Genomic DNA, 22353 nt, shown 5'->3' on the forward strand with positions numbered 1-22353 from the left:
GGACCAATAGGAATCATTTGCATGTTTGCGCGCGGCGAATGTAGAGCCAGAAATGAGAAAAATACGTCAAATAAACGGTAAATAAACGTGATGAGCGTTATCAAATGACGCAAATCAACTGTGGGAGCTGGCTTACCTGCGATGGCGGCGGTTCAGTTGGCGGATTTTTCACTGATGTATCGCTATCGCAGGCAAGCCAGCTCCCACAGGGTTTAACTGAGTTTAGGCGGGAAGATGCGCGGGGTTCAGGCACTCGATGGAGCGATCCACGGTGGTCTTGGCAAGCTCCAGCAAATGCCACACCGCCAGAATCTTCGCCCGCTCGGGACTCGTCAGCAGTTCACTGCAATTGAGCGCCGTGGCAGACGCGCTGTCGAGCACACTGGCGGTGTAGAGCAGGGCATCTTCGAAGCTCAGGTCTTCGATTTGAACACCTTGGGTGGGCAGGTAATGGTCGATGGCGCGATTGAAGGCGGCGCGGTCTTTGGTTGAACTGCGGGGAGGATCGGGGACAACTTTTTTCATTGTTTAGTACCTGTCTGATCAAGGAACCGACACTCTGCGCGACTAAACGAGGGTGGTGGCTGTACGCAGGTTAGTCGACCGGTCAGATCAGGAACCCGGCGCGCCCGAAGGCGCCCTGCGCACAGCCACCATAAAACTTCATGGGACAATGCGCCTGTTCTGAACCCCGAGCGACTAAACCCGATCACTGATGAGCAGTGACGGACCGCAGACTAGTCATCGATTCCAACAGGCACAAGGCGGCAGGGATTGTCTAGGAAACGTCCTGCATTTTAAAGAGACACGCCTTGCTGGCCCTTTACAAACCATGACCAAATGCCACTAACCCGACCCCTAAAATAGGGCAGCAGGCTTGCCTGTGATTGCCATTGATATCCACACATCGTGGGCTCTACACCGAACCCCAAGGCCCTAAAACCGTGGCGGTAAGTGGCTTTTTTGTAGGCGCTGCTTCCCCGCGATGTAGGCAACTTCCCAAATGTTGCTCGGCCTTCCCGGGCTTGTGTCCAGGGCGTATTCGCTTGCTTATATTCCGACGCCATCTTCATTGCATCCAGGGATGTGAGGCATGGCGCAGGGCTATATCAATGAGCGCACGACGGACTACCACAGCTTGAAATCCCGGTTGATGGACGGCGCCCTGAGTCGACCGCGCTCCGATCATTTCGACGTGTTGAACCGGCACCTGCGCCCTGGGCTGGTGACGCCGGGGCAGTTGGTAATTGTGCCCGATACCTACAGCGTGAGCTGTTCGAGGGAGGAGGCCTGGCTGATGCGCCAGGCCGAGGTGATTCGTCGGGAGCTGGACGCTGGCGCCGGAACCCAAGTGGTCAACAACTACGACCTGCTGCAAAGCTTTCTGGGGTATGGCTCGTTGGGCGTGGGCAGCGCGACATCGGCGTGGGCGCGGCACCTGGACGAAGTGGCGCATACGCTGGAAGAGATTGAGCGGTTGCATCAGCACCTGAAAAGCGGTGGCTTGGATCGTAAGGCGTTTTTACGCCAGCGTAAGGCTTTGTTCGGCCTGCTGGACGCCCAATTGCAAGGCGCGGCGCGATTTGGCACCGGGTTGCAGGGCAATCAGGCGTTGAAGAAGGTGTTGGGGATTTCAACCAAAAGCTATCTGCATAAGGGCGAGATCGCCGGGTATGCGCAGCGGACGAGGGACATTGCGCAGATGTCGAAGTGGTTGGGAAAGGGGACCTATGTGGGCTTGGGACTGGACGTGGGCGTGGCAGGGTTGGAGATCAAGGAGGCGTGTGTGCAGGGGCGGGAGGCGCAGTGTCGGCGGGCGAAGTATGTGGAGACGGGGAAGTTGGTGGGCGGCGTGGCGGGGGCTCATTGGGGAGGGAAGCTGGGCGCGCAATTAGCCCGTCGCGGCTGTGAGGTTTTTTTGGGCGTCGTGGCTAAAGGAAACGGTGCGCTGGCCTGCGCAGTGATCGGCGGCGCTGCGGGAGGGTATGCAGGAGGTAACTTCTTGGGCACTGGCGGTGCATTTCTGAGCGGGCAAATCGAACAGATCGACGGTGATTTGATCTTTCAGCCAGAGGGCACTTAAGCATGGATTTTCAACTCATCCTGGCAATCTTTTTATTTGCTGGGGCGCTGGTTGGCTCAGGGCTCACTTTATATGCTGAATGCACAAAGCTCGACGCGCTGGAAAGCTGCTTCAGCGAGAACAAGCTGGTCTGCGACAACAAACGGTTTTGGGGCAGAAATCAGCATATCGACAGGTTTCATCGCATGCTCGTGATCACTGAACTGTTGGGAATGCCTAAAATGCACGTCAAAAGAGGGAATGTGACCGAGGCTGAACTGGCGTCCGTCCCCTTGTCCCTCAGGCGTTGGGCGTTGTGGCCGTTTAATTTTGGGATGGCATGGATTGCCGGCTGTATCCTCTGGACTGTCTTGTACGGCTGGTAGCCTACGGTTATTGCTCGACAAATCAGCCCCTATCGCGAGCCGGCTGCCCTGTTCAATCGCCTCTCCACCCGACACCCAGGCACTGCATCAACGCTTATAACCTCGCTGGCAGTGTTGCTGAGTGCGCTGCCGTAGGCGTTCGGGTATAACGCCGGTTCTGAATTGTACCCACGGCGGGGTATGGCGAGAGTGGCGGGCTTGCGGTTTCGCAGGTGCTTACGCGCTACACGACGTCCGTGGTCTATCTTTGGTTCGAACGTCGGCGTCGAAAGGCATTACCCGACTCAGCAGGTATTTCAGGTTGAACACAGCCGTGGGACCCCGTATGGCAATGGACTTCAGGCACAGCCTGACGAAACGGATCGTGATTGTGTTTGCGCTGATGAGCGCCTTCGTGGCGGGCGTGTTTGCAGCGGGCATTATCGCCACCGTGCATGTGGTCGAATACAAACTCACCAGCGCCGACCTCGGCAGCGGGTTGAACCGCCTGTTGCGCCAGGATGACACGGCCAGCTGGAGCCACCGCCCGGGCAAAGGCGAATTGTTTTTCGCCCAGGGTGAGCAGGGTGACCTGGCGCTCGACCCGTTGCTGACCGAGCTGGCGCCGGGTTTCCAGGAGGTCGACTATCAGGGGCGGGCCTACTACGCGGTGTCTCAGGTGGTCGATGGGCGCCAATACGTGCTGATGCGCAACCAGGAAAGCTTTAAGCAACGTGAGCGTGTGCTGTTCGGCGCGGTGGCGGTGGGTTTTATCCTGAGCATTCTGTTGGCGGTCCTGCTGGGCCGCTTGTTGGCGCGCCGCGTGATGGCGCCGGTGGTACGCCTGGCGCGGCAAGTGCGTCATCGCGACCAGTTGCTGGATGTAGCCCCGCCGTTGCATCCGGATTACGCCGTGGATGAAGTGGGGGAGTTGGCCTTGTCTTTCGACAAGACCCTGGGGCGCCTGCGCGATGCGTTGAGCCGGGAAAAACTGTTCACCAGTGACGTCAGCCACGAGCTGCGCACACCGCTGATGGTCTTGGCCAGCTCCTGCGAATTGTTGCTCGGTGACCCTTCGCTGGATCAACGTTCGGTGGCCCAGGTGGGCCGGATTGCGCGGGCCACCGATGAGATGCGGCAACTAGTGGACACCTTCCTGATGCTGGCGCGGGCCTCGGGTGCCCAGGGCCATGGCGCTCAAGCAACGTTGAAGGACGTGGCGGATGGCCTGGTGGAAATCTGGGGGCGAATGATTCGCGAAAAAGGCCTCGAGTTCATTTATGAAAGCGAACACACCTCACCCGTGGAGTACAACCTGACGCTGTTGCAGTCGGTTATGGGCAACCTGCTGCGTAATGCCTGGCACTACACCGACAGCGGCTTTATTCGACTGACCTTGAGCGAGCACGGTTTTCGTGTGGAGGACAGCGGCATTGGCATTCCCGATCACAAGCGCGAGGCGATGTTCCAGCCCTTTGTCAGAGGTGAACACAGCCGGGGAGAAGGGCTGGGGCTTGGCCTGTCGTTGGTGCAGCGTATTTGCAGCACCCAGCGGTGGCGGGTTGAACTCACCGCCAGGCAACCGAATGGGTGTTGTTTTTCGGTTGACCTGACGGCGAGTTGAACGCCTTTTTCAGCGCATGTGCAGAATAATCGGACTGCTGCTGGCCGGGTCGGTATGCCCGCGCAGCTTGCCGACCGCCTGTGCGTCGACCGCGCCACCGTGGTTGCCCCACGTGCTGCGCACGTAGGTCAACACCTGAGCGATTTCCGGGTCGGACAGTTGTTCACGAAACGCTGGCATGCGGTAGGCGTCCGGTACACCGGCGGCGACCACGCGTTGCGAGCCGTTGAGGGTGATATTGATCGCCGAGGCGCTTTCCTTTGCCAGTGCCGAGGTGGCGCCGGCCAAGGGAGGCATCCACTCGGGTTGGCCCTTGCCGTCGAGGCCATGGCAGGACGCGCAGCGGGTCGCGTAGGTGTGGGCACCGGGGATGTCCGGGCGCGCGTCGGCGGCCACGGCCTGGTATTGCCAGGCCGTGCCGTCACGCTGCGGGTCGCCGGGCAGTGACTTGAGGTAACGCGCGATCGCGGCCAGGTCCTCATCGGCCATGAACTGCGTGGAGTTGTTGAACGCTTCGGTCATCGAGCCGTAGACCACCGCATGTTTGTTGCGCCCGACCTTGAGGAACTGCACGATTTCAGGCTCGCTCCAACGGCCCAATCCGGTGTTGGGGTCCTGGCGCAGGCTCGGCGCGTACCAGCCGTCGAGCAACGCGCCGGCGAGGTACGGCGCGCCGGACTCGTCCAGCGCCTTCTCGTTGAAGGCCAGGCCGCGTGGCGTGTGGCAACTGCCGCAGTGGCCCGGGCCCTGGACGATATACGCGCCACGGTTCCACAGCGCATCCTCGCCGGGTTTGGCGGCGTAGGTGGCGTTCGGCGCGAACACCCCGTTCCACAGCGCGATGGGCCAGCGCAGGTTGAGCGGCCAGGGAATGTCGCTAGGGATGTTGGGCTGCTTGGCCGGTTCTATGCCTTTCATGAAAAACGCGTACAGCGCGCGCATGTCATCATCGCTGAGCTTGGCATAAGACGGGTACGGCATGGCCGGGTAGAACCGTCGGCCGCCCGGCGCAACACCGTGGCGCACCGCCCGGTCGAAGTCGGCTGCGGTGTAGGCGCCGATACCGGTTTCGCGGTCCGGGGTGATGTTGGTGGCGTGAATGGCGCCCAGCGGGGTGGCCATCTCCAGGCCGCCGGCGAACGGCGCCTTGCCCGGCAGGCTGTGGCAGGCCACGCAGTCGCTGAGGCGGGCAACGTACTCGCCACGGCTGACCAGGGCCGGGTCGAAGCTGGTGGTTTGTTCGTGTTCGAGCGGTGAGGCGGGCTGGCGGGTGACGTACCACGCCAGCAGTGCGGCTATGACCGCGCAGGCCAGCGCCAGCCAGCCTGCGGTTGCAGCCAATCGTCGGTTGTTCATGGGCGTTCCCTGTCGGTTAGCTGAAGGTGTATCGGCTCAATGGCAAGCTGCGGATACGCTGGCCGGTCAGGTGCGCCACCGCATTGGCCACGGCTGGCGCCACTGCGGGTAACGGCGGTTCACCGATGCCGCCCATCTTTTCGCCACTTTCGACGATCCGTACGTGCACCTGCGCCATACGCGAAGCCGGCAGGATCGGGTACAGGTCGTAGTTGCGCGCCCGTGGTTTGCCATCCACGTACACCGCTTCCTCCAGCAACGTTTGAGATAAGCCCAAAGCCACGGCGCCATTGACCTGCGCCTCGACGATTGCCGGGTTGACGATGCTGCCCGGGTCAATGGCTTCCCAGATATGGTGCACCTTGACCTGGCCGCTTTCGATCGACACTTCGGCGATCACCGCCGCGTGCGAGCCGAACGGCGAGGCCATGGCCACGCCCCGTGCCCGACGCGTGCCGTCCTCGGCCGTGTAGGGGCCACGTTTCCAGCCACCGGACAAATCGCCCGCCGCTTGCAGCAGGGTGGTCAGCCGCTTGTTGTCGCGCAGCAGGTGCAGGCGCAGCTCGTAGGGGTCGTGGCCGCCTTTGTCGGCCAGTTCGTCGAGGAACGCTTCGTAGAAAAAGTCATTCAGCGAATTGCCCACCGAACGCCAGTAGCCGAGCATGGCCGGGCCCTTGACGTAGATCTGCGCGATGCGTTTGTTGGGGATGGCGTAGGACTTGCCCGACAACCCTTCGAGCGCCGTGGGGTCGAGTTTTTCGCCCTGTTTGCCGGCGATGGCTTCGGAGGGGCCTTCGGTGGCGCTGACCGCCTCAATGGCCACTGGCAAGCCTTTGTCGTCCAGCGCAGCGCGGAACTTGACCACAGCGACCGGGCGCAACACGTCGCGCAGGAACTCTTCTTCGCGGCTCCAGATCAGTTTGATCGGGCGGCCTACCGCTTTGGCCAAGGCGATGGCCTGCGGGTAGGGGTTGGCCGAGTCATACAGGAAATGCCGGCCAAAAAAACCGCCCAGCAGCGGCGAGTGCAGGGTGATTTGTTCAATGGAGAGCCCGGTGCGCTTGGCCATGTCGGCGCGGAACATATCCGGTGCCTGGTTGGGCAACCACACCTCCAGCGAGCCGTCTGGGTTGAAACGCGCCAGGGCTGAAGGGGGCTCCAGCTGAGCGTGGTTGAGGTATTGGTTGTGGTAGGTCGCTTCAATTTTGGTCTTGGCGTTGGCCAGCGCGCCGGCCACATCGCCTTCGTTCTCGTCGTCACGGGCCGGGCCCTGTTGGGCGGCGAGGAAGTCGCGGTACTTGTCGCTGGAGAAGTCCGCGGGCATCGCGCGCACGGTCGAACCGGCAGCCGCTTCCAGCCATTCCACCTGGATCGCCTCCACCGCCCGCTTGGCATGCCACCAGCGTTCGGCAACGACCGCCACTGCACCTGGCAGTTGGTGAACCGAGTGCACGCCTTTCATGGCCTCGACCTGTGCCTGGTTGCGCAGGCTGCCGACGGTCATGCCCAGGCGTGGCGCGTGCTGGACGGCGGCGTGGAGCATGCCGTCTACCTTGAGGTCGATGCTGTATTGCGCCTTGCCGGTGGATTTGTCGTAGGCATCCAGACGTTTCACCGGCTTGCCGATCCAGCGGAACTGGCTGGGGTCGCGCAGTGTAATCGTGGCCGGGTCGGGCACCGGCATGTCCAGGGCACGACCGGCCAACTCACCGTAACCCAGCGAGCGGCCGGAAGCAGCGTGTACGACGCGGCCGGGCTGTGTGGTCAGTTGGGCCACGGGCACGCCCAATTGCTCGGCACCGGCCTGCAGCAACATGGCGCGGGCCAGGGCGCCGAGGCGGCGCATGGTCGGGTAGCTCATGCGGATGGACATGCTGCCACCGGTGATGCGCATACCGTTTTCCATCACCACATAGGCTTCGCCGGGCGGTGCGGCCTCGACCACGAAGGTGGCGGGGTCGGCATCCAGTTCTTCGCCGACGATCTGCGCCATGGCGGTGTGGGTGCCTTGGCCGCCTTCCATGAAGGGGCTGAGCAGGCGCACGCTGCCGTCCGGGCGAATCTCGAGAAATGCCGGCACCTGGGTCCCGCGTTCTGCCGGGCCGGCCGTGGCGGCGTAAGCCCTGGACGCGCCCAGTGGCAGGCCGAAACCTATGACCAGCGCACCGACGGCGGTGCTGGCCAGAAAACGCCGGCGCGACAGATTGACCGGTTCGCCCAATGGCGCATCGAGTATTTCGTTGCGCGTATTCATCAGGCGCTCTCCGTCCTGGCAGGTTGGGCGGCCAGGTCGTGCACGGCCGTGCGGATGGCGTTGTAGGTGCCACAGCGGCACAGGTTGATCATGGCGGCTTCAATCTGTGCATCAGTAGGCGCAGGGGTGTGCTTGAGCAGCGCGGTAGCGGCCATCACCTGACCGGATTGGCAGTAACCGCATTGCGCCACCTGGTGCTCGACCCAGGCCGCGACCACGCGCTTGCCCACGTCATCGGTTTCAATCGACTCGATGGTGGTGACCTCGCGGCCGACCACTGCGGCCACCGGCGTGACGCAGGAACGCACGACATTACCGTCCACCAGTACCGAGCAGGCGCCACACTGGGCCAGGCCGCAGCCGTACTTGGTGCCGGTCATCCCCAGGTCATCGCGGATCACCCATAGCAACGGCGTGTCGGCGTCGGCATCGACCTCATAGGCTTTTTGGTTGATACGTAATTGCATGGTTCACCTGCTGATCATCGGTTGATGTGGCTTTTCTTATAAGTTGCCCATCGTTGCACTCTAGACCACGGTGCAAGGCCTATCTATCCCGTCATCGATAACTCGCAGGATCAGGCAAGTATTCAAGAGGATTGCACGCTTAATGACGGTCCCCCAGCCTGTAGGCCTTCGCTGATCCAAGCCTGCGTGCCGCACTTTTTTTCATTCTCCTGATCTATTCCTGTCACGACCACGCTCATTCAGCGCGTGGACAGCAGCCAGACCCGGTGCCGATGGATCCAACGTTTATAGCTTTTATCAGCCGATGGCCGCTGCTGTTTGCAGCGGTGTTTATATTCAGTTCGACCGGTTGCAGCCAGCAACAGGGGCGCGATATCGCCAGGCAGTTCAGCGATGGCAAACCCGATGAATTCTTTCAAACCAGTGTCGATCGCATGGCAACCCTGAGCATGCGTGACAACCTGCAAAGCCTGTATCTGCTGATGAACAAGCTCTACCTGCGCAACCCCAACCAGTGGCGTCAATCGGGCTACCCGGACGCGGTGACTGCTGCGCGGGCAATCCGCCAGGCCATCGAGAGCCGTCAGTCACTGCCTGCCTTGGGGGACCGCCATGACCTGGCCGCTTTGAGCTATTCATTGGGCCCGGAATTTCGCGGCGATCGCGTCGGGGCGTTCATCTATGCGATCGGCAGCATGCTGGTGACGGCTCACGGCGGTCGCACCCAGTTTTATATGACTGACTCGATCAACCCGCAATTTGTCAGCAACGCCGCGCGCAATATCGAGAAAGCCACCTGGCTGCTCAGCCAGCGTCAGGATGCCAACGGCGTCTTGCTGCTGTTTTCCAATGAACTATCAGAGGAGGGCAGCAACCTCAGTTTTGCCGTTGAGTTTGGCAAGGTGGTCGCGCGTCTGGACCTGCTCGCCCAGATGCTCGATGAGCGTTACCGACGTGTCGCGCTCAATTACGCGCAGAGCCTGCTGCTGATGAACTTCCTGCCGGTGCAGTGACGCGTGGCTGGATCAGGCAGTGCGGTGTTTCCCTTTCCCATGTAGGAAACGGCCTATGTTAGGCCCCTGCGCTTGAAACACACCCTGGGTCGGCAATAGCCTCGGACTTTTCTTGACGATGAGTGCCTACCTTGGGTAAGCGAAAAACGGTTTGGTCTACTGATCGCGAAGTTCGCCTGCGATTTATCCTCTTTGCGGTCATCGACGTCGCGAGCGCCCAAGGTGTTCGCGCTGAGTTGTTATTGCCTTCACAGAAACTGCTGCGTAACGCGCCGAGCGAGTTGCAGCTGCGCGACACCCTCGCGCGCATTTTGGCTTGCGATGAGATGTATGGGTTCAGATTCCCGCCGGGGACGGAGGCAGATGACTTCATGCAGGCGCTGGAACCTCTCACACACGAGACCAAGGGCCTGATTTCTTGAGCGGGTTAGATCGTTTATTTCCTTAAGATTGGTCTCAAGGCCTGAATCGAATATCCACTGCGGCGTTTATGCGGTTGTAGCGGTGGCTGCCTACGTTGATGCATCCGTTTGTCTGTTATCGCGGTGCTCACAGCTGTGTAGATCAACCAAGCGTGCTGCCGAACAGCCATTCCTGCTGCTCTGCCGTCGTCTTGCGCCTGCGCCGGGCGTCTCTAGAATCGGCGCCAGAACTTAGCCCTTTCCTGTCGATTACGGAGTTTCGAACATGATGAACGCAATGCAGATGCCGATGAACACCTCCATGCCAATGATGCCGATGATGGGCATGCCGATGATGATGGCTACCCTGCAGTGCGAAATGGCTGGCGACGCCATGATGTGCACCCTGAAGCCGGCGGCCGGTATGGACATGGCTCAGTTCAAGACCAACGCCGAGATGATGGCGATGATGATGAACTGCGGCATGCCGATGATGATGCAGTGCGCCAATATGTCGATGATGTGCATGTCGGCCGAGGCCATGAAGATGATGACGGACATGAACATGCCGATGATGGCAATGGGCATGTCGATGCCGATGATGAAGTGCATGATGGAATGCACCCTGATGGGCGACAGCATGCAGTGCAAAATGATGCCGATGCCGGGCATGAGCATGGCCATGATGGAAAACTGCTGCATGCTGATGAACAAGCTGATGAACGACTGCGCCATGCCGATGATGATGAGCTGCAACGGCATGCCGATGATGTGCTGCACCTGCTGATAGATCCCGCAGAATAAAAAACGCCCCGATTAATCGGGGCGTTTTGCATTCAGTCCAGCCGTTCCGGGTAGGTGATCACCAGGAACGCCACCGCCTCGCTGTCCGCAGGGTTGCGGTAGCGGTGGGGCTGGTCGGCATAGAACAGGATCGAGTCGCCGGTGGAGAGCAGGTAGCGCTCCTCGTTGACGCTGACTTCCAATACGCCTTGGGCCACCACCAGGTTTTCCTGGATGCCGGGGCCGTGGCCTTCGGAGACTTCCTCGCCGAGGGCGCGCAGGCGGATCTCGTAGAATTCGGACTGGCGCGCCGTGTCGTAGGGAAACAACGCGCGGCTGACAAACGCACCGTCGGCACTCACCAGGCGTTTGCTGTGTTGCGCCGGCAACACCTCGACGCCTTCAAAGGCGCGATCTTCCAGGAACGCCGCCACCGACACCTTCAAACCCTTGGCGATTTTGCACAGCACCTTGATCGACGGCACGCTGCGGCCGGACTCGATCTGCGCGAGCATCGCCCGGCTGACGCCGCAGGCGCGTGCCAGGCCGTCCAGGGAAAGGTAGCGTTTGCTGCGCAGCCGTTGCAGGTTCTGCGCCACACACAGGCTGGTGTCGTCGTCATCCAGGCCAGGCTTGGGAAGCGGTTCGGAGGGCTCGGCCAGCACCTGCAGAAAATTCATCGGTTTACGCCCGGCGAGTATCGCTGGGCGTCGCCGCCTGTGCGGCAACCACCGCAAGCCCTGCACGCGCTGCGTAGATCGCCCACATCAACTCGGCCGCTGCGCGCGCCTGGCGGCGTTTACGGTGGAGGGTGAAGTCGATGACGGTGGCGGATGTTGGCATGGGGGCGATCTCGTGGGTCGTGGGTGACTCAGGGGTTCAACAATAATGCGTGGCTGTTATTTCGTTAAATACTGAGTTCGCATGTGTTAATTCGATTTTGGACTTAAAAAGCAAACCCGGTCTGACGCGGTTGTGGGAAGGGTCTGGTCCGTCAATAAGGCGTGACCTGGTGAGCGTGCCTGGCTTCCCATCACTGTTCGCGTGATGGGCAGCAATATGCCCCCTGCCTGTCACGCCCCTGAATTCCAAGGACCTGACCATGCTGTTGCGCCAACCTCCGCTCCTTTTCGCCGCCTTGACCCTCAGTTCACTGGCGCACGCCGAGACACTGCAACTGGCGCCCGTCGAAGTCACCAGCAGCGAAGCCAGCGCGGGCGAAGTGGCCCAGGCGCAGCTGAAAAGCGTGCCCGGTGGCACCAACTACATCGACATGAGCAGCGTGCAACAGGGCCGGGTGAGCACTAACGAAGATGTGTTCAAGTACCAGCCCGGGGTGTACGCCAAGGCGGCGAACAATGAAGGGGTGAAGCTGTCGATCCGTGGTTCCGGATTGAACCGCAGCCCCGGCGCCCACGCCTCCGGGCTGTATGAAATGTTCGACGGTTTGCCGCTGACCGGCCCGGGCGGCACACCCTACGAGCTCAAGGACCCACTGTGGCAAAGCCGCGTCGAGGTGCTGCGCGGCGCCAACGGCTTTGATCAGGGCGCGCTGGCCCTGGGCGGCTCGGTCAACTACATCACCCATACCGGCTATGACGCGCCCAAGCTGCAACTACGTTATGAAGCAGGCAGCCGCGGCTATGCCCAGCGCGAGATCAGTTCCGGCCAGGTGCTGGGGGACGCCGACTACTACATCAGCCTCACCGACTCCGAATCCGACGGCTACCAGCACCAGAGCGCCGGCACCGGCAAGGGCGTCGCGGCCAACTTCGGTTACCGTTTCAATCCGGACCTGGAGACGCGTTTCTATTTTCGCTACCGCGAAACCACCAACGACTCACCCGGCAAACTGACGCGCTACCAGATCCGTCACGACCCGAGCGCCGCCAACAGCCTGAATGCCGCCCGCGACTCCAAACGCCTGCAGCCCGGCTCGACCTGGATCGCCAACAAGACCACCTTGCAGCTGGACGATCATTCGCGCGTCGAAGTCGGGCTGGCCTATCACGACTACCCGATGGACCTGCGCGAAGGCACCAACCGCCTGAAAGTCGCCTACACCGACGTCAGCGGCACCTTCAACTACATCCGCCAGGACAGTCTGTTCGGCCACGACAGCAACACCACGATTGGCCTGCGCACCACCCAGGCGATGCCGAACAACGGCGCCTCTGAATACGTGCGTACCCCAGTCGGTAACACTGCGACGTATGCCCCCGGCACCAAGACTCGCGACTACAGCTATTTGGGCTCCGACAGCGTCCTGCATGTCGGCAACGAACTGGAATTGGTCCCGGACCTGTGGCTGACCACTGGCCTGGCCGCGATTTACACGCGCCGCGAAACCCAGGTCACCTATCCCGAAGGCCAGGCGCCGCTCAGTCAACATGATTGGGACTACGCGCCACGCATTGGCCTGCGGTATGACTTCACCCCGCAATTGCAGGTGTACGGCAACCTGAGCCGCTCGGTCGAGCCGCCGCACGCGTGGTCGATGATCTGGGGTTCCAATAAGTACTTTCCCAACGGCAGCGGCCCGGCTACCGGTTTGCAACGCGAAGGCGTGAGTTTGCGCAATCAGACCGCTACCACCCTGGAGGTCGGCGGGCGCGGCGAGCAGTGGTTCGGCCAGTGGGACCTGGCGCTGTACCGCTCCGAAGTGCGCCACGAATTGCTCACGGTCGAAACCCAGGCCCAAACCGCCAACAGCAGTGCGATTGTTGCCGAGTCCAACGCCAGCCCAACCGTGCATCAAGGCGTGGAACTGGGCCTGCTCAGCCCACTGTGGGACGGTGGTCGCAACGGCCAGCTTGCCCTGCGCCAGGCCTACACCTTCAGCGACTTCCACTACCGCAACGATGACCGTTTCGGCGACAACACCTTGCCGGGCATCCCCAAACATTACTACCAGGCGCAACTGCGCTACAGCCATCCGACCGGTTTCTACACCAGCCTCAACACCGAGCATGCATCGCGGGTGGCGGTGGACTACGCCAACTCCTACTTTGCTGCGGCCTACACCACACTCGGCGCCACGTTCGGCTACGACGCACCGAAGCAGGACTGGCAAGCCTGGGTCGACCTGCGCAACCTCACTAACCGGCGCTATGCCAACACCGTCACACCGGGTTACGACGACAAGGGGATGGATGTTGCGCGATCCACGCCGGCCGACGGTCGGGGCATTTACACCGGCGTGTCATGGAGCTGGCGTTAAGCACCGTTGTGGCGAGCGCTGCACGGCTGGCGGCGCTTGTGGCATTGGCGGATAACCTGCCGATCGAGGTGGAGCCTTTCACCGACTGGCGGGTGGTGGTCAAACCGCTGTCGATCAGGCTTCGTTCTGCCGCAGGCGCTTGTAAAGCGTATTGCGACTGACCCCCAGTTCCCGCGCGAGGTGGGAAATATTCCCGCCCGCCGCCTTCAGGCGTTGTGTCAGGTCGGTGTTGTCATCCAGAAACTCATGGGTGGGCAACGGCGTCGGCCCCTTCAGATCGACAAAAAAATCATCCGGCAGATGCTCCGGGCGCACCGGCTGTTCCTCGGCCATCGCCAGCGCCACCTGCAACACACTGCTGACCTGACGCAAATTCCCCGGCCACGGGTGCTGCTCAAACAGTGCCAGCACCTCGGCACTCAGCCCGGCCCACTGGGTCGGTTCGCGGTGTTGCTGCCACAACTGCTGGAACAGCGCCTGTTTGTCGGTGCGCTCGCGCAATGGCGGTAATTCCAGGGTCAGGCCGCCGATGCGGTAAAACAGATCCTCACGAAAGCGCCCGGCCTGCACCCATTCGCGCAGCGCACGGTTAGTGGCGGAAATGATCCGCAAGTCCACCGGGAACAGCTCGCTGCTGCCCACCGGCTGCACACAGCGTTCCTGTAATACGCGCAGCAAGCGGGCCTGGGTCGGCAGCGGCATATCGCCAATTTCGTCGAGAAACAGGGTGCCTTTATCGGCTTTGCGGATCAGGCCGATGCTGCCTTTTTGGTTGGCGCCGGTGAAGGCGCCTTTTTCGTAGCCGAACAGCTCCGATTCCACCAACTCGGCCGGAATCGCCGCACAGTTCACGGCGATAAACGCCTGCCGGCTGCGCGAACTGGCCTGGTGCAGGGCTTTGACGAAGACCTCTTTGCCCACGCCGGTCTCGCCGTGGATCAGCAGTGGAATGTCCTTTTCCAGTAACCGCTCGGCCTGGCGCACGGCTTTTTCAACACGGGTGTCGCCAAAGTGCAGGGTCTTGAGACTGATCGGGGCCGGCGTCGCCGGGGGTGGAGCGCTGGGCTTGGGTTCACTGAAGACGCGCGCCTGCACCGGCATTTTCCTTGGCCGCTTCAATAAACACTGGAACCGGTTGCGCCCGGCCGCCTGCAGGGAGAAGGGCAGCCCCTCCGGCTGATTGAGCAATTCCAGCAACGACACCTTGAACAAACTGTCGATCAGCACCCGCGACAAACTGATGCCCAGCAAGTTATCGGCGCGGCGGTTGGCCGACAGCACCTGGCCGCTATCATCAAAGATAAGCAGGCCCGCCCATTGGCTGTCGAGGTTGTTCAGGCCGGTGTTGAAGGTCAGTTGAAAATGCTCGCCGCGAAACAGGTTGAGGATCAGCCGGTTTTCCACGGTCTGGCTCATCATCTTGACCATGCCCAGGGTGTGGGAGGGCGGCAGGTAGCTGTCGCTGGACACATCCAGCACCGCAATGATTTCGCGCTGGGCATCGAAGATCGGCGCCGCCGAGCCGGTCATGAAACGGTTGGCTTTAAGGAAGTGTTCGTCGTGCTCGATATGCACCGCCTGGGCACACGCCAGCGCAGTGCCGATGGCATTGGTGCCGCTGGAGCGCTCCCGCCAACTGGCGCCGGCATTGAACCCCCGCGCCAGTTTCGGCTCGATAAACCGCTGGGTGCCCCACGACGTCAGGACCTGGCCCTGGTTGTCGGCCAGCATGATCAGGCAGTTGGAATTGCTCAGGATGTTTTCGTAGTAGGGCAGCACTTCCTGATGGGTGGTTTGCACCAGGGAATGCTGGCTTTCCAGCAATTGGCTGATGCCTTCGGCAGGCAGTTGGTCGAAGCTCGGTGTGCTCTGGTGGTCCAGGCCAAATGCGCGGCAACGGCGCCAGGAATCCTGGATAAGGGTGTCGTGAGCCAGGGGTTCGGCCATGAGGGCGACCTTCTTTTTATTGTTATGGAGTCTTGCAAACGCTACCTGGAGGAACAGGTTCAAAAATTTAGATCTGTGTCGCCAATCAATTGTTGTTCAGAACTGTTCATTGTCAACCTCGCGCCTGTTCAGTTGTTCAGCCTCGGTTGTTCAGTTGTGTTCACGCTTGAACAGCGTATTGCGCCCATTTCCTTACAGATCAACCACCTGCCGCTTCTGGCACGAAACTCGCTCTGCATCGTTGCCAGATTCATTCCAATAATAAAAAGGGCGTGTCATGTCATTGACTCTGGAACATGTCTCCCGCGTCGTCGAAGGCCAAACCTGGATCGACGACGCCAACCTGCGTTTTGAAGCCGGTTCCTTCAACGTATTGCTCGGCCGTACCCTGTCCGGCAAGACCAGCCTGATGCGCCTGATGGCTGGCCTGGACAAGCCCGACAGCGGGCGCATCCTGATGAATGGCGTGGATGTCACGCAAAAGCCGGTGCGCCTGCGCAACGTGTCGATGGTCTACCAGCAGTTCATCAATTACCCGACCATGACCGTGTTCGAAAACATCGCCTCGCCGTTGCGCCAGGCCGGTGTGTCCAACGAGCTGATCCAGAGCAAAGTGCTGGAAACCGCGAAGATGCTGCGCATCGAGAAATTCCTCCAGCGCCACCCACTCGAACTGTCCGGTGGCCAGCAGCAGCGCACGGCCATGGCCCGCGCGTTGGTGAAAGATGCCGAGTTGATCCTGTTCGATGAGCCGCTGGTGAACCTGGACTACAAGCTGCGTGAAGAACTGCGTCAGGAAATGCGCGAACTGTTCAAGGCCCGCCACACCATCGCGATCTATGCCACCACCGAGCCCAACGAGGCGCTGGCCCTGGGCGGCACCACCACCATCCTCCACGAAGGCCGGGTGATCCAAAGCGGCAAGGCCGCCGAGGTGTATCACCAGCCGCAGACCGTGCTGGCGGCCGAGCTGTTTTCCGAACCGCCGATCAACCTGATGCCCGGGCGTATCAGCGGCAATGAAGTGAGCTTCGCCGATGTCGTGCACTTCCCGCTGAACGTCGACCTGCGCCCCATCGGCGAAGGCGAGTTCCGCTTTGGCGTGCGCCCCAGCCATATCAGCCTGGTGCCGAGCAACGACGATGACCTGGAGCTGGCGGTGACCGTGGAGGTCGCGGAGATCAGCGGCTCGGAAACCTTCCTGCATGTGCGCAGCGAACACTTCCTGCTGGTGCTGCACCTGCCGGGGGTGCATGAGTACGACGTCGACGCACCGATCCGCGTGTATATCCCCACCCATAAACTGTTTGTGTTCGATGGTCAGGGCCGTTTGGTCCAGGCACCCGGGCGCCGTGTCGCGAGGGTTGCCTGATGGCCGAGATTCATTTGCAGAACCTCGCCCACAGCTACAGCCCTACACCCAGCGGTCCTGAGGACTACGCCATTCGGGAAATGAACCACGTGTGGGAGCAGGGCGGTGCCTACGCCTTGCTTGGGCCGTCTGGCTGCGGCAAGTCGACCCTGCTCAATATCATCTCGGGCCTGCTCAGCCCCTCGGAAGGCCAGGTGCTGTTCGACCACACAGTAGTCAACGAACTGACCCCGGAAAAACGCAACATCGCCCAGGTGTTCCAGTTCCCGGTGGTGTACGACACCATGACCGTGTTCGACAACCTGGCCTTTCCGCTGCGTAACCAAGGCATGGCCGAAGCGAAAGTTCACAGCAAGGTGCAGGAAATAGCTGAAGTCCTCGACCTGCAAAACCTGCTGAGCAAAAAGGCGCGCAACCTCACCGCCGATGAAAAACAAAAAGTCTCCATGGGCCGTGGCCTGGTGCGCGACGACGTGTCGGCGATCCTGTTCGATGAACCGCTGACGGTGATCGACCCGCACCTCAAATGGAAGCTGCGGCGCAAGCTCAAGCAGATCCACGAGCAGTTCAATATCACCATGGTCTACGTGACCCACGACCAGCTCGAAGCCTCGACCTTTGCCGACAAGATCGCGGTGATGTACGGCGGGCAGATCGTGCAGTTCGGCACGCCGCGCGAGTTGTTCGAGCGGCCAAGCCACACCTTTGTCGGCTATTTCATCGGCAGCCCTGGGATGAATCTGATCGAAGTGCAGGCCGAAGCCGGTGGGGTGCGTTTTGCCGGGACGCTGCTGCCTTTATCCGCGGCATTGCAGCAACGTATCCGTGAGACCGACTGCAAAAAACTGCAGGTCGGCATCCGCCCGGAATTTATTCACGTGTGGGACGAGTACAACCCCGACGCCCTGCAGGCCGACGTCATCCATGTGGAAGACCTGGGCACCTACAAAATCATCACCCTCAACCTCGACGGCGCGCCGTTGAAAGTGCGCCTGGCCGAAGACAAACCGGTGCCGGAAGGCAAAGCCTCGATCAGCTTCCCCACGCAGTGGTTGATGGTGTATGCCGACGATTACCTGCTGGAGGTGCTGCCATGAACAAGGTGCAGAACAACAAGGCCTGGTGGCTGGTGTTGCCGGTGTTCCTGCTGGTGGCGTTCAGTGCGGTGATCCCGATGATGACGGTGGTCAACTACTCGGTGCAGGACATTTTTGACCAGTCCAGCCGCTACTTTGTCGGTGCCGACTGGTACAAGCAGGTGCTGCTCGACCCGCGCCTGCACGACTCGTTGCTGCGCCAGTTCATCTATTCAGCCTGCGTGCTGTTGATTGAAATTCCGCTGGGTATCGCCATCGCTCTGACCATGCCCACCAAGGGCCGCTGGTCATCGCTGGTGCTGATCATTCTGGCGATTCCGCTGCTGATTCCGTGGAACGTGGTGGGCACCATCTGGCAGATCTTCGGCCGCGCGGATATCGGTTTGCTCGGTTCAACCCTCAACGCCATGGGCATCAGCTACAACTATGCCGCCAACACCATGGACGCCTGGGTCACTGTGCTGGTGATGGATGTGTGGCACTGGACTTCCCTGGTGGCGCTGCTGTGTTACTCGGGGCTACGGGCGATTCCGGACGTGTACTACCAGGCCGCGCGGATTGATCGTGCATCCGCCTGGGCGGTGTTCCGACATATTCAGTTGCCCAAGATGAAAAGCGTGCTGCTGATCGCGGTGATGTTGCGCTTCATGGACAGCTTCATGATCTACACCGAGCCTTTTGTGCTCACCGGCGGCGGGCCGGGTAATGCCACCACGTTCTTAAGTCAGACCCTCACCCAGATGGCCGTAGGCCAATTCGACCTGGGCCCGGCGGCGGCGTTTTCCCTGGTGTACTTCCTGATCATCCTGTTGGTGTCCTGGCTGTTCTACACCGCCATGACCCATTCCGACGCCAACCGCTGAGGCCGCCAACATGAGCAAGCGCAAGGTCGTACCGTTGCTGATCTACATCCTGTTCCTGTTGGTGCCGATCTACTGGCTGCTGAACATGTCGTTCAAGAGCAACACCGAAATCCTCGGCGGGCTGACGCTGTTTCCGCAGGACTTCACCCTTGCCAACTACAAGGTGATCTTCACTGACCCGAGCTGGTACACCGGCTACCTCAACTCACTGTATTACGTGAGCTTGAACACGGTGATTTCTCTGAGTGTGGCGCTGCCGGCGGCCTATGCGTTTTCGCGCTATCGCTTTCTGGGCGACAAACACTTGTTTTTCTGGCTGCTGACCAACCGCATGGCGCCTCCGGCGGTGTTCTTGCTGCCGTTTTTCCAGCTGTATTCGTCTATCGGCCTGTTCGATACGCATATCGCGGTGGCGTTGGCGCATTGCTTGTTCAACGTGCCGTTGGCGGTGTGGATTCTTGAAGGCTTCATGTCCGGCGTGCCTAAGGAAATCGACGAAACCGCCTACATCGACGGCTACAGCTTTCCCAAGTTTTTCGTGAAGATTTTTATCCCGCTGATCGGTTCCGGCATTGGCGTCACCGCGTTTTTCTGCTTCATGTTTTCCTGGGTCGAACTGCTGCTGGCGCGCACCCTGACCTCGGTTAACGCCAAGCCTATCGCCGCGGTGATGACCCGTACGGTGTCGGCATCGGGTATCGATTGGGGCGTACTGGCGGCGGCGGGGGTGTTGACCATCCTGCCCGGCATGCTGGTGATCTGGTTTGTTCGCAACCACGTGGCCAAGGGCTTTGCCCTGGGCCGGGTCTAAAGGAGTCGATGATGGAATGGATGGCCTGGACCACCCCCACCGCGTTGTTCTTTGCGGCGATTGGCCTGTTGCTGGTGGGCATGACCACCTGGGAACTGCGCTCGCCGAGTATCCCGCGGCGCGGTTTGTTGCCGATCAGCACCACCCGTGGTGATCGCTTGTTTATCGGTCTTCTCGGCAGCGCCTACCTGCATCTGCTGGTGATCGGCGTAACCGGCTGGAGCATCTGGGTGGCGACCGCGCTGTCCCTGGTGTGGCTGTTGTGTGTGATGCGTTGGGGCTAGTGCTCCGTGAATAAACAACCAGGAGGTCTCTATGTTGAATAAAAACAATAAGCTGCGACATAGCATTTCATTGGCCGCCGTACTGGCCCTCAGCGGTTTGAGCGCTACGGCCTGGGCCGATGCGTATGAAGATGCCGCGAAAAAATGGATCGGCAGCGAATTCAAACCGTCCACGCTGACGGCCGATCAGCAGCTCGAAGAGTTGAAGTGGTTTATCAAGGCGTCGGAACCGTTCCGTGGGATGAAGATCAACGTGGTGTCGGAAACCCTCACCACCCACGAGTACGAATCCAAGGTGCTGGCCAAGGCCTTCAGCGAAATCACCGGCATCAAGCTGACCCACGACCTGCTGCAGGAAGGCGACGTGGTGGAGAAGCTGCAAACCCAGATGCAGTCCGACAAGAATATCTATGACGGCTGGGTCAACGATTCCGACTTGATCGGTACGCACTTTCGCTATGGAAAAACTGAATCCATCACCGACCTGATGGCCAATGAAGGCAAGGACTTCACCTCACCGACCCTGGATATCAAGGACTTTATCGGCCTCTCCTTCACCACGGCGCCGGACGGCAAGATCTATCAATTGCCCGACCAGCAATTTGCCAACCTCTATTGGTTCCGCGCTGACTGGTTCGAGCGCCCGGAGCTGAAAGCCAAGTTCAAGGAAAAATACGGTTACGACCTCGGCGTGCCGGTGAACTGGTCGGCCTATGAAGACATCGCCAAATTTTTCAGCGAGGACGTCAAGGAAATCGACGGCAAGCGTATCTACGGGCACATGGACTACGGCAAGAAAGACCCGTCCCTGGGCTGGCGCTTCACCGATGCCTGGTTCTCCATGGCCGGTGGCGGCGACAAAGGCCTGCCCAACGGTTTGCCGGTGGACGAGTGGGGCATTCGCGTGGAGGACTGCCACCCGGTGGGCTCCAGCGTAACGCGCGGCGGCGACACCAACGGCCCGGCGGCGGTGTTCGCCACGCAAAAATACGTGGACTGGATGAAAGCCTACGCACCACCGGAAGCGGCGGGCATGACCTTCTCCGAATCCGGCCCGGTGCCGTCCCAAGGCAACATCGCCCAACAAATTTTCTGGTACACCGCCTTCACCGCCGACATGACCAAGCCGGGTTTGCCGGTGGTGAACGCCGACGGTACGCCGAAATGGCGCATGGCCCCCTCGCCAGTCGGGCCTTATTGGGAAAAGGGCATGAAGAAGGGCTATCAGGACGTGGGCTCCTGGACCTTCCTCAAGTCGACACCTGAGAAGCAAAAACTCGCGGCCTGGCTCTACGCGCAGTTCGTCACCTCAAAAACCGTCTCGCTGAAGAAAACCATCGTCGGCCTGACGCCGATTCGTGAGTCCGACATCAACTCTCAGGCGATGACCGACCTGGCGCCGAAACTCGGTGGTTTGGTGGAGTTCTACCGCAGCCCGGCCCGGGTGGAGTGGACCCCGACCGGCACCAACGTGCCGGACTACCCACGCCTGGCGCAACTGTGGTGGAGCAACATCGCGGCCGCCGCCAGCGGCGAGAAAACCCCGCAACAGGCGCTGGACAACCTGGCCAAGGAGCAGGACGCGATCATGACGCGCCTGGAACGCTCCAAGGTGCAGCCGGTGTGTGGCCCGAAAATGAACCCCGAGCGTGATGCCCAATACTGGTTCGACCAGCCGGGCGCGCCGAAGCCGAAACTGGCCAACGAGAAACCGAAAGGGGAAACCGTGAGTTACAACGACTTGCTCAAACAGTGGGAGGCGGCGCGTCAGTAACTGATAGGCGACAACGCTGTACCTGTGGCGAGGGCGCTTGCGCCCGTTGGACTGCGCAGCAGACCCGTTTGTTGGGCCGCTGCGCTGCCCAACGCGGGGTAAGCCCGCTCGCCACAACAAGTGCCCGCTTTACCAGGGGCGGGGAAACGTTAAGTTACGCGCTTGCCTGCGGTTGGATGCGTAATTCCCCGTCCACATCCTTGACCAGTTCACTGGCCAGAAACAGCGGCGCCAGGCGCTTGTGCAACTGCGGCTCGACGAATTCCTTGACCGTGTCCAGCACCAATACGCCACTGAGCGGCAGCTCGGTCTTGGTGTACGACAACCAGGCTTTTTTCAGTGCCATCAACACATCGCTGCCCGCCGTTGAGGCGAAGCGGCGGTGGGTGGGTTTGCCGTCAAAGTGGAAGGTGTGCTGGAACGCATAGCCGGTCTCATCGCCGTTGGCCGCAGCGCAACGCACACAAGTGCAGGGGCCGTCGCCGAAGGCGCTGCGCAGGTAGGTGTTGAAGTCCACCACGGGCTTGAGTGACAGGCGCTTATCCACCTCGAACAGGTCCCCGGTCATTTTATCGTCAGTGTTCAACGTCCATTTCCTCGCAGGTTCGGCAGTCTTTCAAAGCGCGGCACAATACCAGCCGAGCAGCATCCATGGGGATT

The 22353-nt window shown here is 60.7% G+C and carries 21 protein-coding genes; 13 read left to right on the top strand and 8 right to left on the bottom strand.

The features are described from left to right. Positions 1–222 precede the first annotated feature (222 nt). Entirely contained in the window at positions 223–525 is a 303-nt protein-coding gene (locus tag A7J50_RS11160; RefSeq protein ID WP_064451832.1) for a DUF6124 family protein, read from the bottom strand. Positions 526–1093: 568 nt separating this feature from the next. On the opposite strand from A7J50_RS11160, the gene A7J50_RS11165 reads away from it, so the two are divergent. The 3 genes from A7J50_RS11165 (at position 1094) to A7J50_RS11175 (ending at position 4051) form a co-directional block, all read left to right on the top strand. Continuing rightward, a complete protein-coding gene (locus A7J50_RS11165) occupies positions 1094–2083 on the top strand; it encodes a hypothetical protein (protein ID WP_064451833.1) in 990 nt (329 codons plus the stop codon). Between the two features lie 2 nt (positions 2084–2085). After that, positions 2086–2448, top strand: coding sequence for a hypothetical protein (locus A7J50_RS11170; RefSeq protein WP_064451834.1), 363 nt, complete (start codon positions 2086–2088; stop codon positions 2446–2448). A 331-nt stretch (positions 2449–2779) separates the two neighbouring features. Beyond that, a complete protein-coding gene (locus A7J50_RS11175; RefSeq protein WP_064451835.1) occupies positions 2780–4051 on the top strand; it encodes a sensor histidine kinase in 1272 nt (423 codons plus the stop codon). Between the two features lie 9 nt (positions 4052–4060). On the opposite strand, the gene A7J50_RS11180 is transcribed toward A7J50_RS11175, so the two are convergent. From A7J50_RS11180 to A7J50_RS11190, 3 genes are read right to left on the bottom strand one after another with little or no spacing between them, the layout of a single operon-like run. Further along, a complete protein-coding gene (locus tag A7J50_RS11180) occupies positions 4061–5407 on the bottom strand; it encodes a c-type cytochrome (RefSeq protein WP_064451836.1) in 1347 nt (448 codons plus the stop codon). 16 nt (positions 5408–5423) lie between these two features. After that, complete coding sequence (locus tag A7J50_RS11185; protein WP_064451837.1) at positions 5424–7661, bottom strand: xanthine dehydrogenase family protein molybdopterin-binding subunit; 2238 nt, start codon at positions 7659–7661, stop codon at positions 5424–5426. Then, positions 7661–8128, bottom strand: coding sequence for a (2Fe-2S)-binding protein (locus A7J50_RS11190; protein ID WP_064451838.1), 468 nt, complete (start codon positions 8126–8128; stop codon positions 7661–7663). Before A7J50_RS11190 ends, A7J50_RS11185 begins: the two co-directional genes overlap by 1 nt. 272 nt (positions 8129–8400) lie before the next feature. Here A7J50_RS11190 and A7J50_RS11195 point away from each other — a divergent pair, with 272 nt between their 5' ends. The 3 genes from A7J50_RS11195 (at position 8401) to A7J50_RS30550 (ending at position 10329) form a co-directional block, all read left to right on the top strand. Then, a complete protein-coding gene (locus A7J50_RS11195; RefSeq protein WP_064451839.1) occupies positions 8401–9141 on the top strand; it encodes a hypothetical protein in 741 nt (246 codons plus the stop codon). Between the two features lie 131 nt (positions 9142–9272). Beyond that, on the top strand, positions 9273–9563 hold the full coding sequence (locus tag A7J50_RS11200; protein WP_064451840.1) for a hypothetical protein: 291 nt from the start codon (positions 9273–9275) through the stop codon (positions 9561–9563). Between the two features lie 265 nt (positions 9564–9828). Then, the gene (locus A7J50_RS30550; protein ID WP_082895861.1) at positions 9829–10329 is read left to right on the top strand and encodes a hypothetical protein; all 501 of its coding nucleotides are present in this window, start codon (positions 9829–9831) and stop codon (positions 10327–10329) included. Positions 10330–10378: 49 nt separating this feature from the next. Here the strand turns inward: A7J50_RS30550 and A7J50_RS11210 are convergent, their stop codons facing one another. Beyond that, positions 10379–11005: a helix-turn-helix domain-containing protein gene (locus A7J50_RS11210; RefSeq protein ID WP_064451841.1), complete on the bottom strand. Its 627-nt coding sequence runs from the start codon at positions 11003–11005 to the stop codon at positions 10379–10381. Positions 11006–11009: 4 nt separating this feature from the next. After that, the gene (locus tag A7J50_RS31600) at positions 11010–11168 is read right to left on the bottom strand and encodes a hypothetical protein (protein ID WP_167353689.1); all 159 of its coding nucleotides are present in this window, start codon (positions 11166–11168) and stop codon (positions 11010–11012) included. A gap of 259 nt (positions 11169–11427) precedes the next feature. Here A7J50_RS31600 and A7J50_RS11215 point away from each other — a divergent pair, with 259 nt between their 5' ends. Further along, a complete protein-coding gene (locus A7J50_RS11215) occupies positions 11428–13545 on the top strand; it encodes a TonB-dependent receptor family protein (protein WP_064451842.1) in 2118 nt (705 codons plus the stop codon). 114 nt (positions 13546–13659) lie between these two features. Here A7J50_RS11215 and A7J50_RS11220 read toward each other — a convergent pair whose 3' ends face one another. Beyond that, complete coding sequence (locus tag A7J50_RS11220) at positions 13660–15492, bottom strand: sigma-54-dependent Fis family transcriptional regulator (RefSeq protein ID WP_064451843.1); 1833 nt, start codon at positions 15490–15492, stop codon at positions 13660–13662. Between the two features lie 277 nt (positions 15493–15769). On the opposite strand from A7J50_RS11220, the gene A7J50_RS11225 reads away from it, so the two are divergent. Genes A7J50_RS11225 through A7J50_RS11250 form a run of 6 tightly spaced genes read left to right on the top strand, consistent with a single transcriptional unit; the run spans position 15770 to position 21693 of the window. Continuing rightward, entirely contained in the window at positions 15770–16864 is a 1095-nt protein-coding gene (locus tag A7J50_RS11225; RefSeq protein WP_064451844.1) for an ABC transporter ATP-binding protein, read from the top strand. Then, positions 16864–17961, top strand: a complete 1098-nt coding sequence (locus A7J50_RS11230; RefSeq protein WP_064451845.1) for an ABC transporter ATP-binding protein — start codon at positions 16864–16866, stop codon at positions 17959–17961. The genes A7J50_RS11225 and A7J50_RS11230 overlap by 1 nt, the downstream gene beginning before the upstream one ends. Beyond that, complete coding sequence (locus A7J50_RS11235) at positions 17958–18824, top strand: carbohydrate ABC transporter permease (protein ID WP_005789024.1); 867 nt, start codon at positions 17958–17960, stop codon at positions 18822–18824. Before A7J50_RS11230 ends, A7J50_RS11235 begins: the two co-directional genes overlap by 4 nt. Positions 18825–18834: 10 nt before the next feature. Then, complete coding sequence (locus A7J50_RS11240; protein WP_064451846.1) at positions 18835–19635, top strand: carbohydrate ABC transporter permease; 801 nt, start codon at positions 18835–18837, stop codon at positions 19633–19635. An 11-nt stretch (positions 19636–19646) separates the two neighbouring features. Next, the gene (locus A7J50_RS11245) at positions 19647–19919 is read left to right on the top strand and encodes a DUF2160 domain-containing protein (RefSeq protein ID WP_064451847.1); all 273 of its coding nucleotides are present in this window, start codon (positions 19647–19649) and stop codon (positions 19917–19919) included. A 31-nt stretch (positions 19920–19950) separates the two neighbouring features. Continuing rightward, positions 19951–21693 (top strand): ABC transporter substrate-binding protein, encoded by a 1743-nt coding sequence (locus A7J50_RS11250; RefSeq protein ID WP_064451848.1) that lies wholly within the window; start codon positions 19951–19953, stop codon positions 21691–21693. A 154-nt stretch (positions 21694–21847) separates the two neighbouring features. On the opposite strand, the gene A7J50_RS11255 is transcribed toward A7J50_RS11250, so the two are convergent. After that, positions 21848–22279: a hypothetical protein gene (locus A7J50_RS11255; protein WP_064451849.1), complete on the bottom strand. Its 432-nt coding sequence runs from the start codon at positions 22277–22279 to the stop codon at positions 21848–21850. Between the last annotated feature and the right edge of the window lie 74 nt (positions 22280–22353).

This window comes from Pseudomonas antarctica (genome assembly GCF_001647715.1).
Classification (GTDB): Bacteria; Pseudomonadota; Gammaproteobacteria; order Pseudomonadales; family Pseudomonadaceae; genus Aquipseudomonas; species Aquipseudomonas antarctica_A.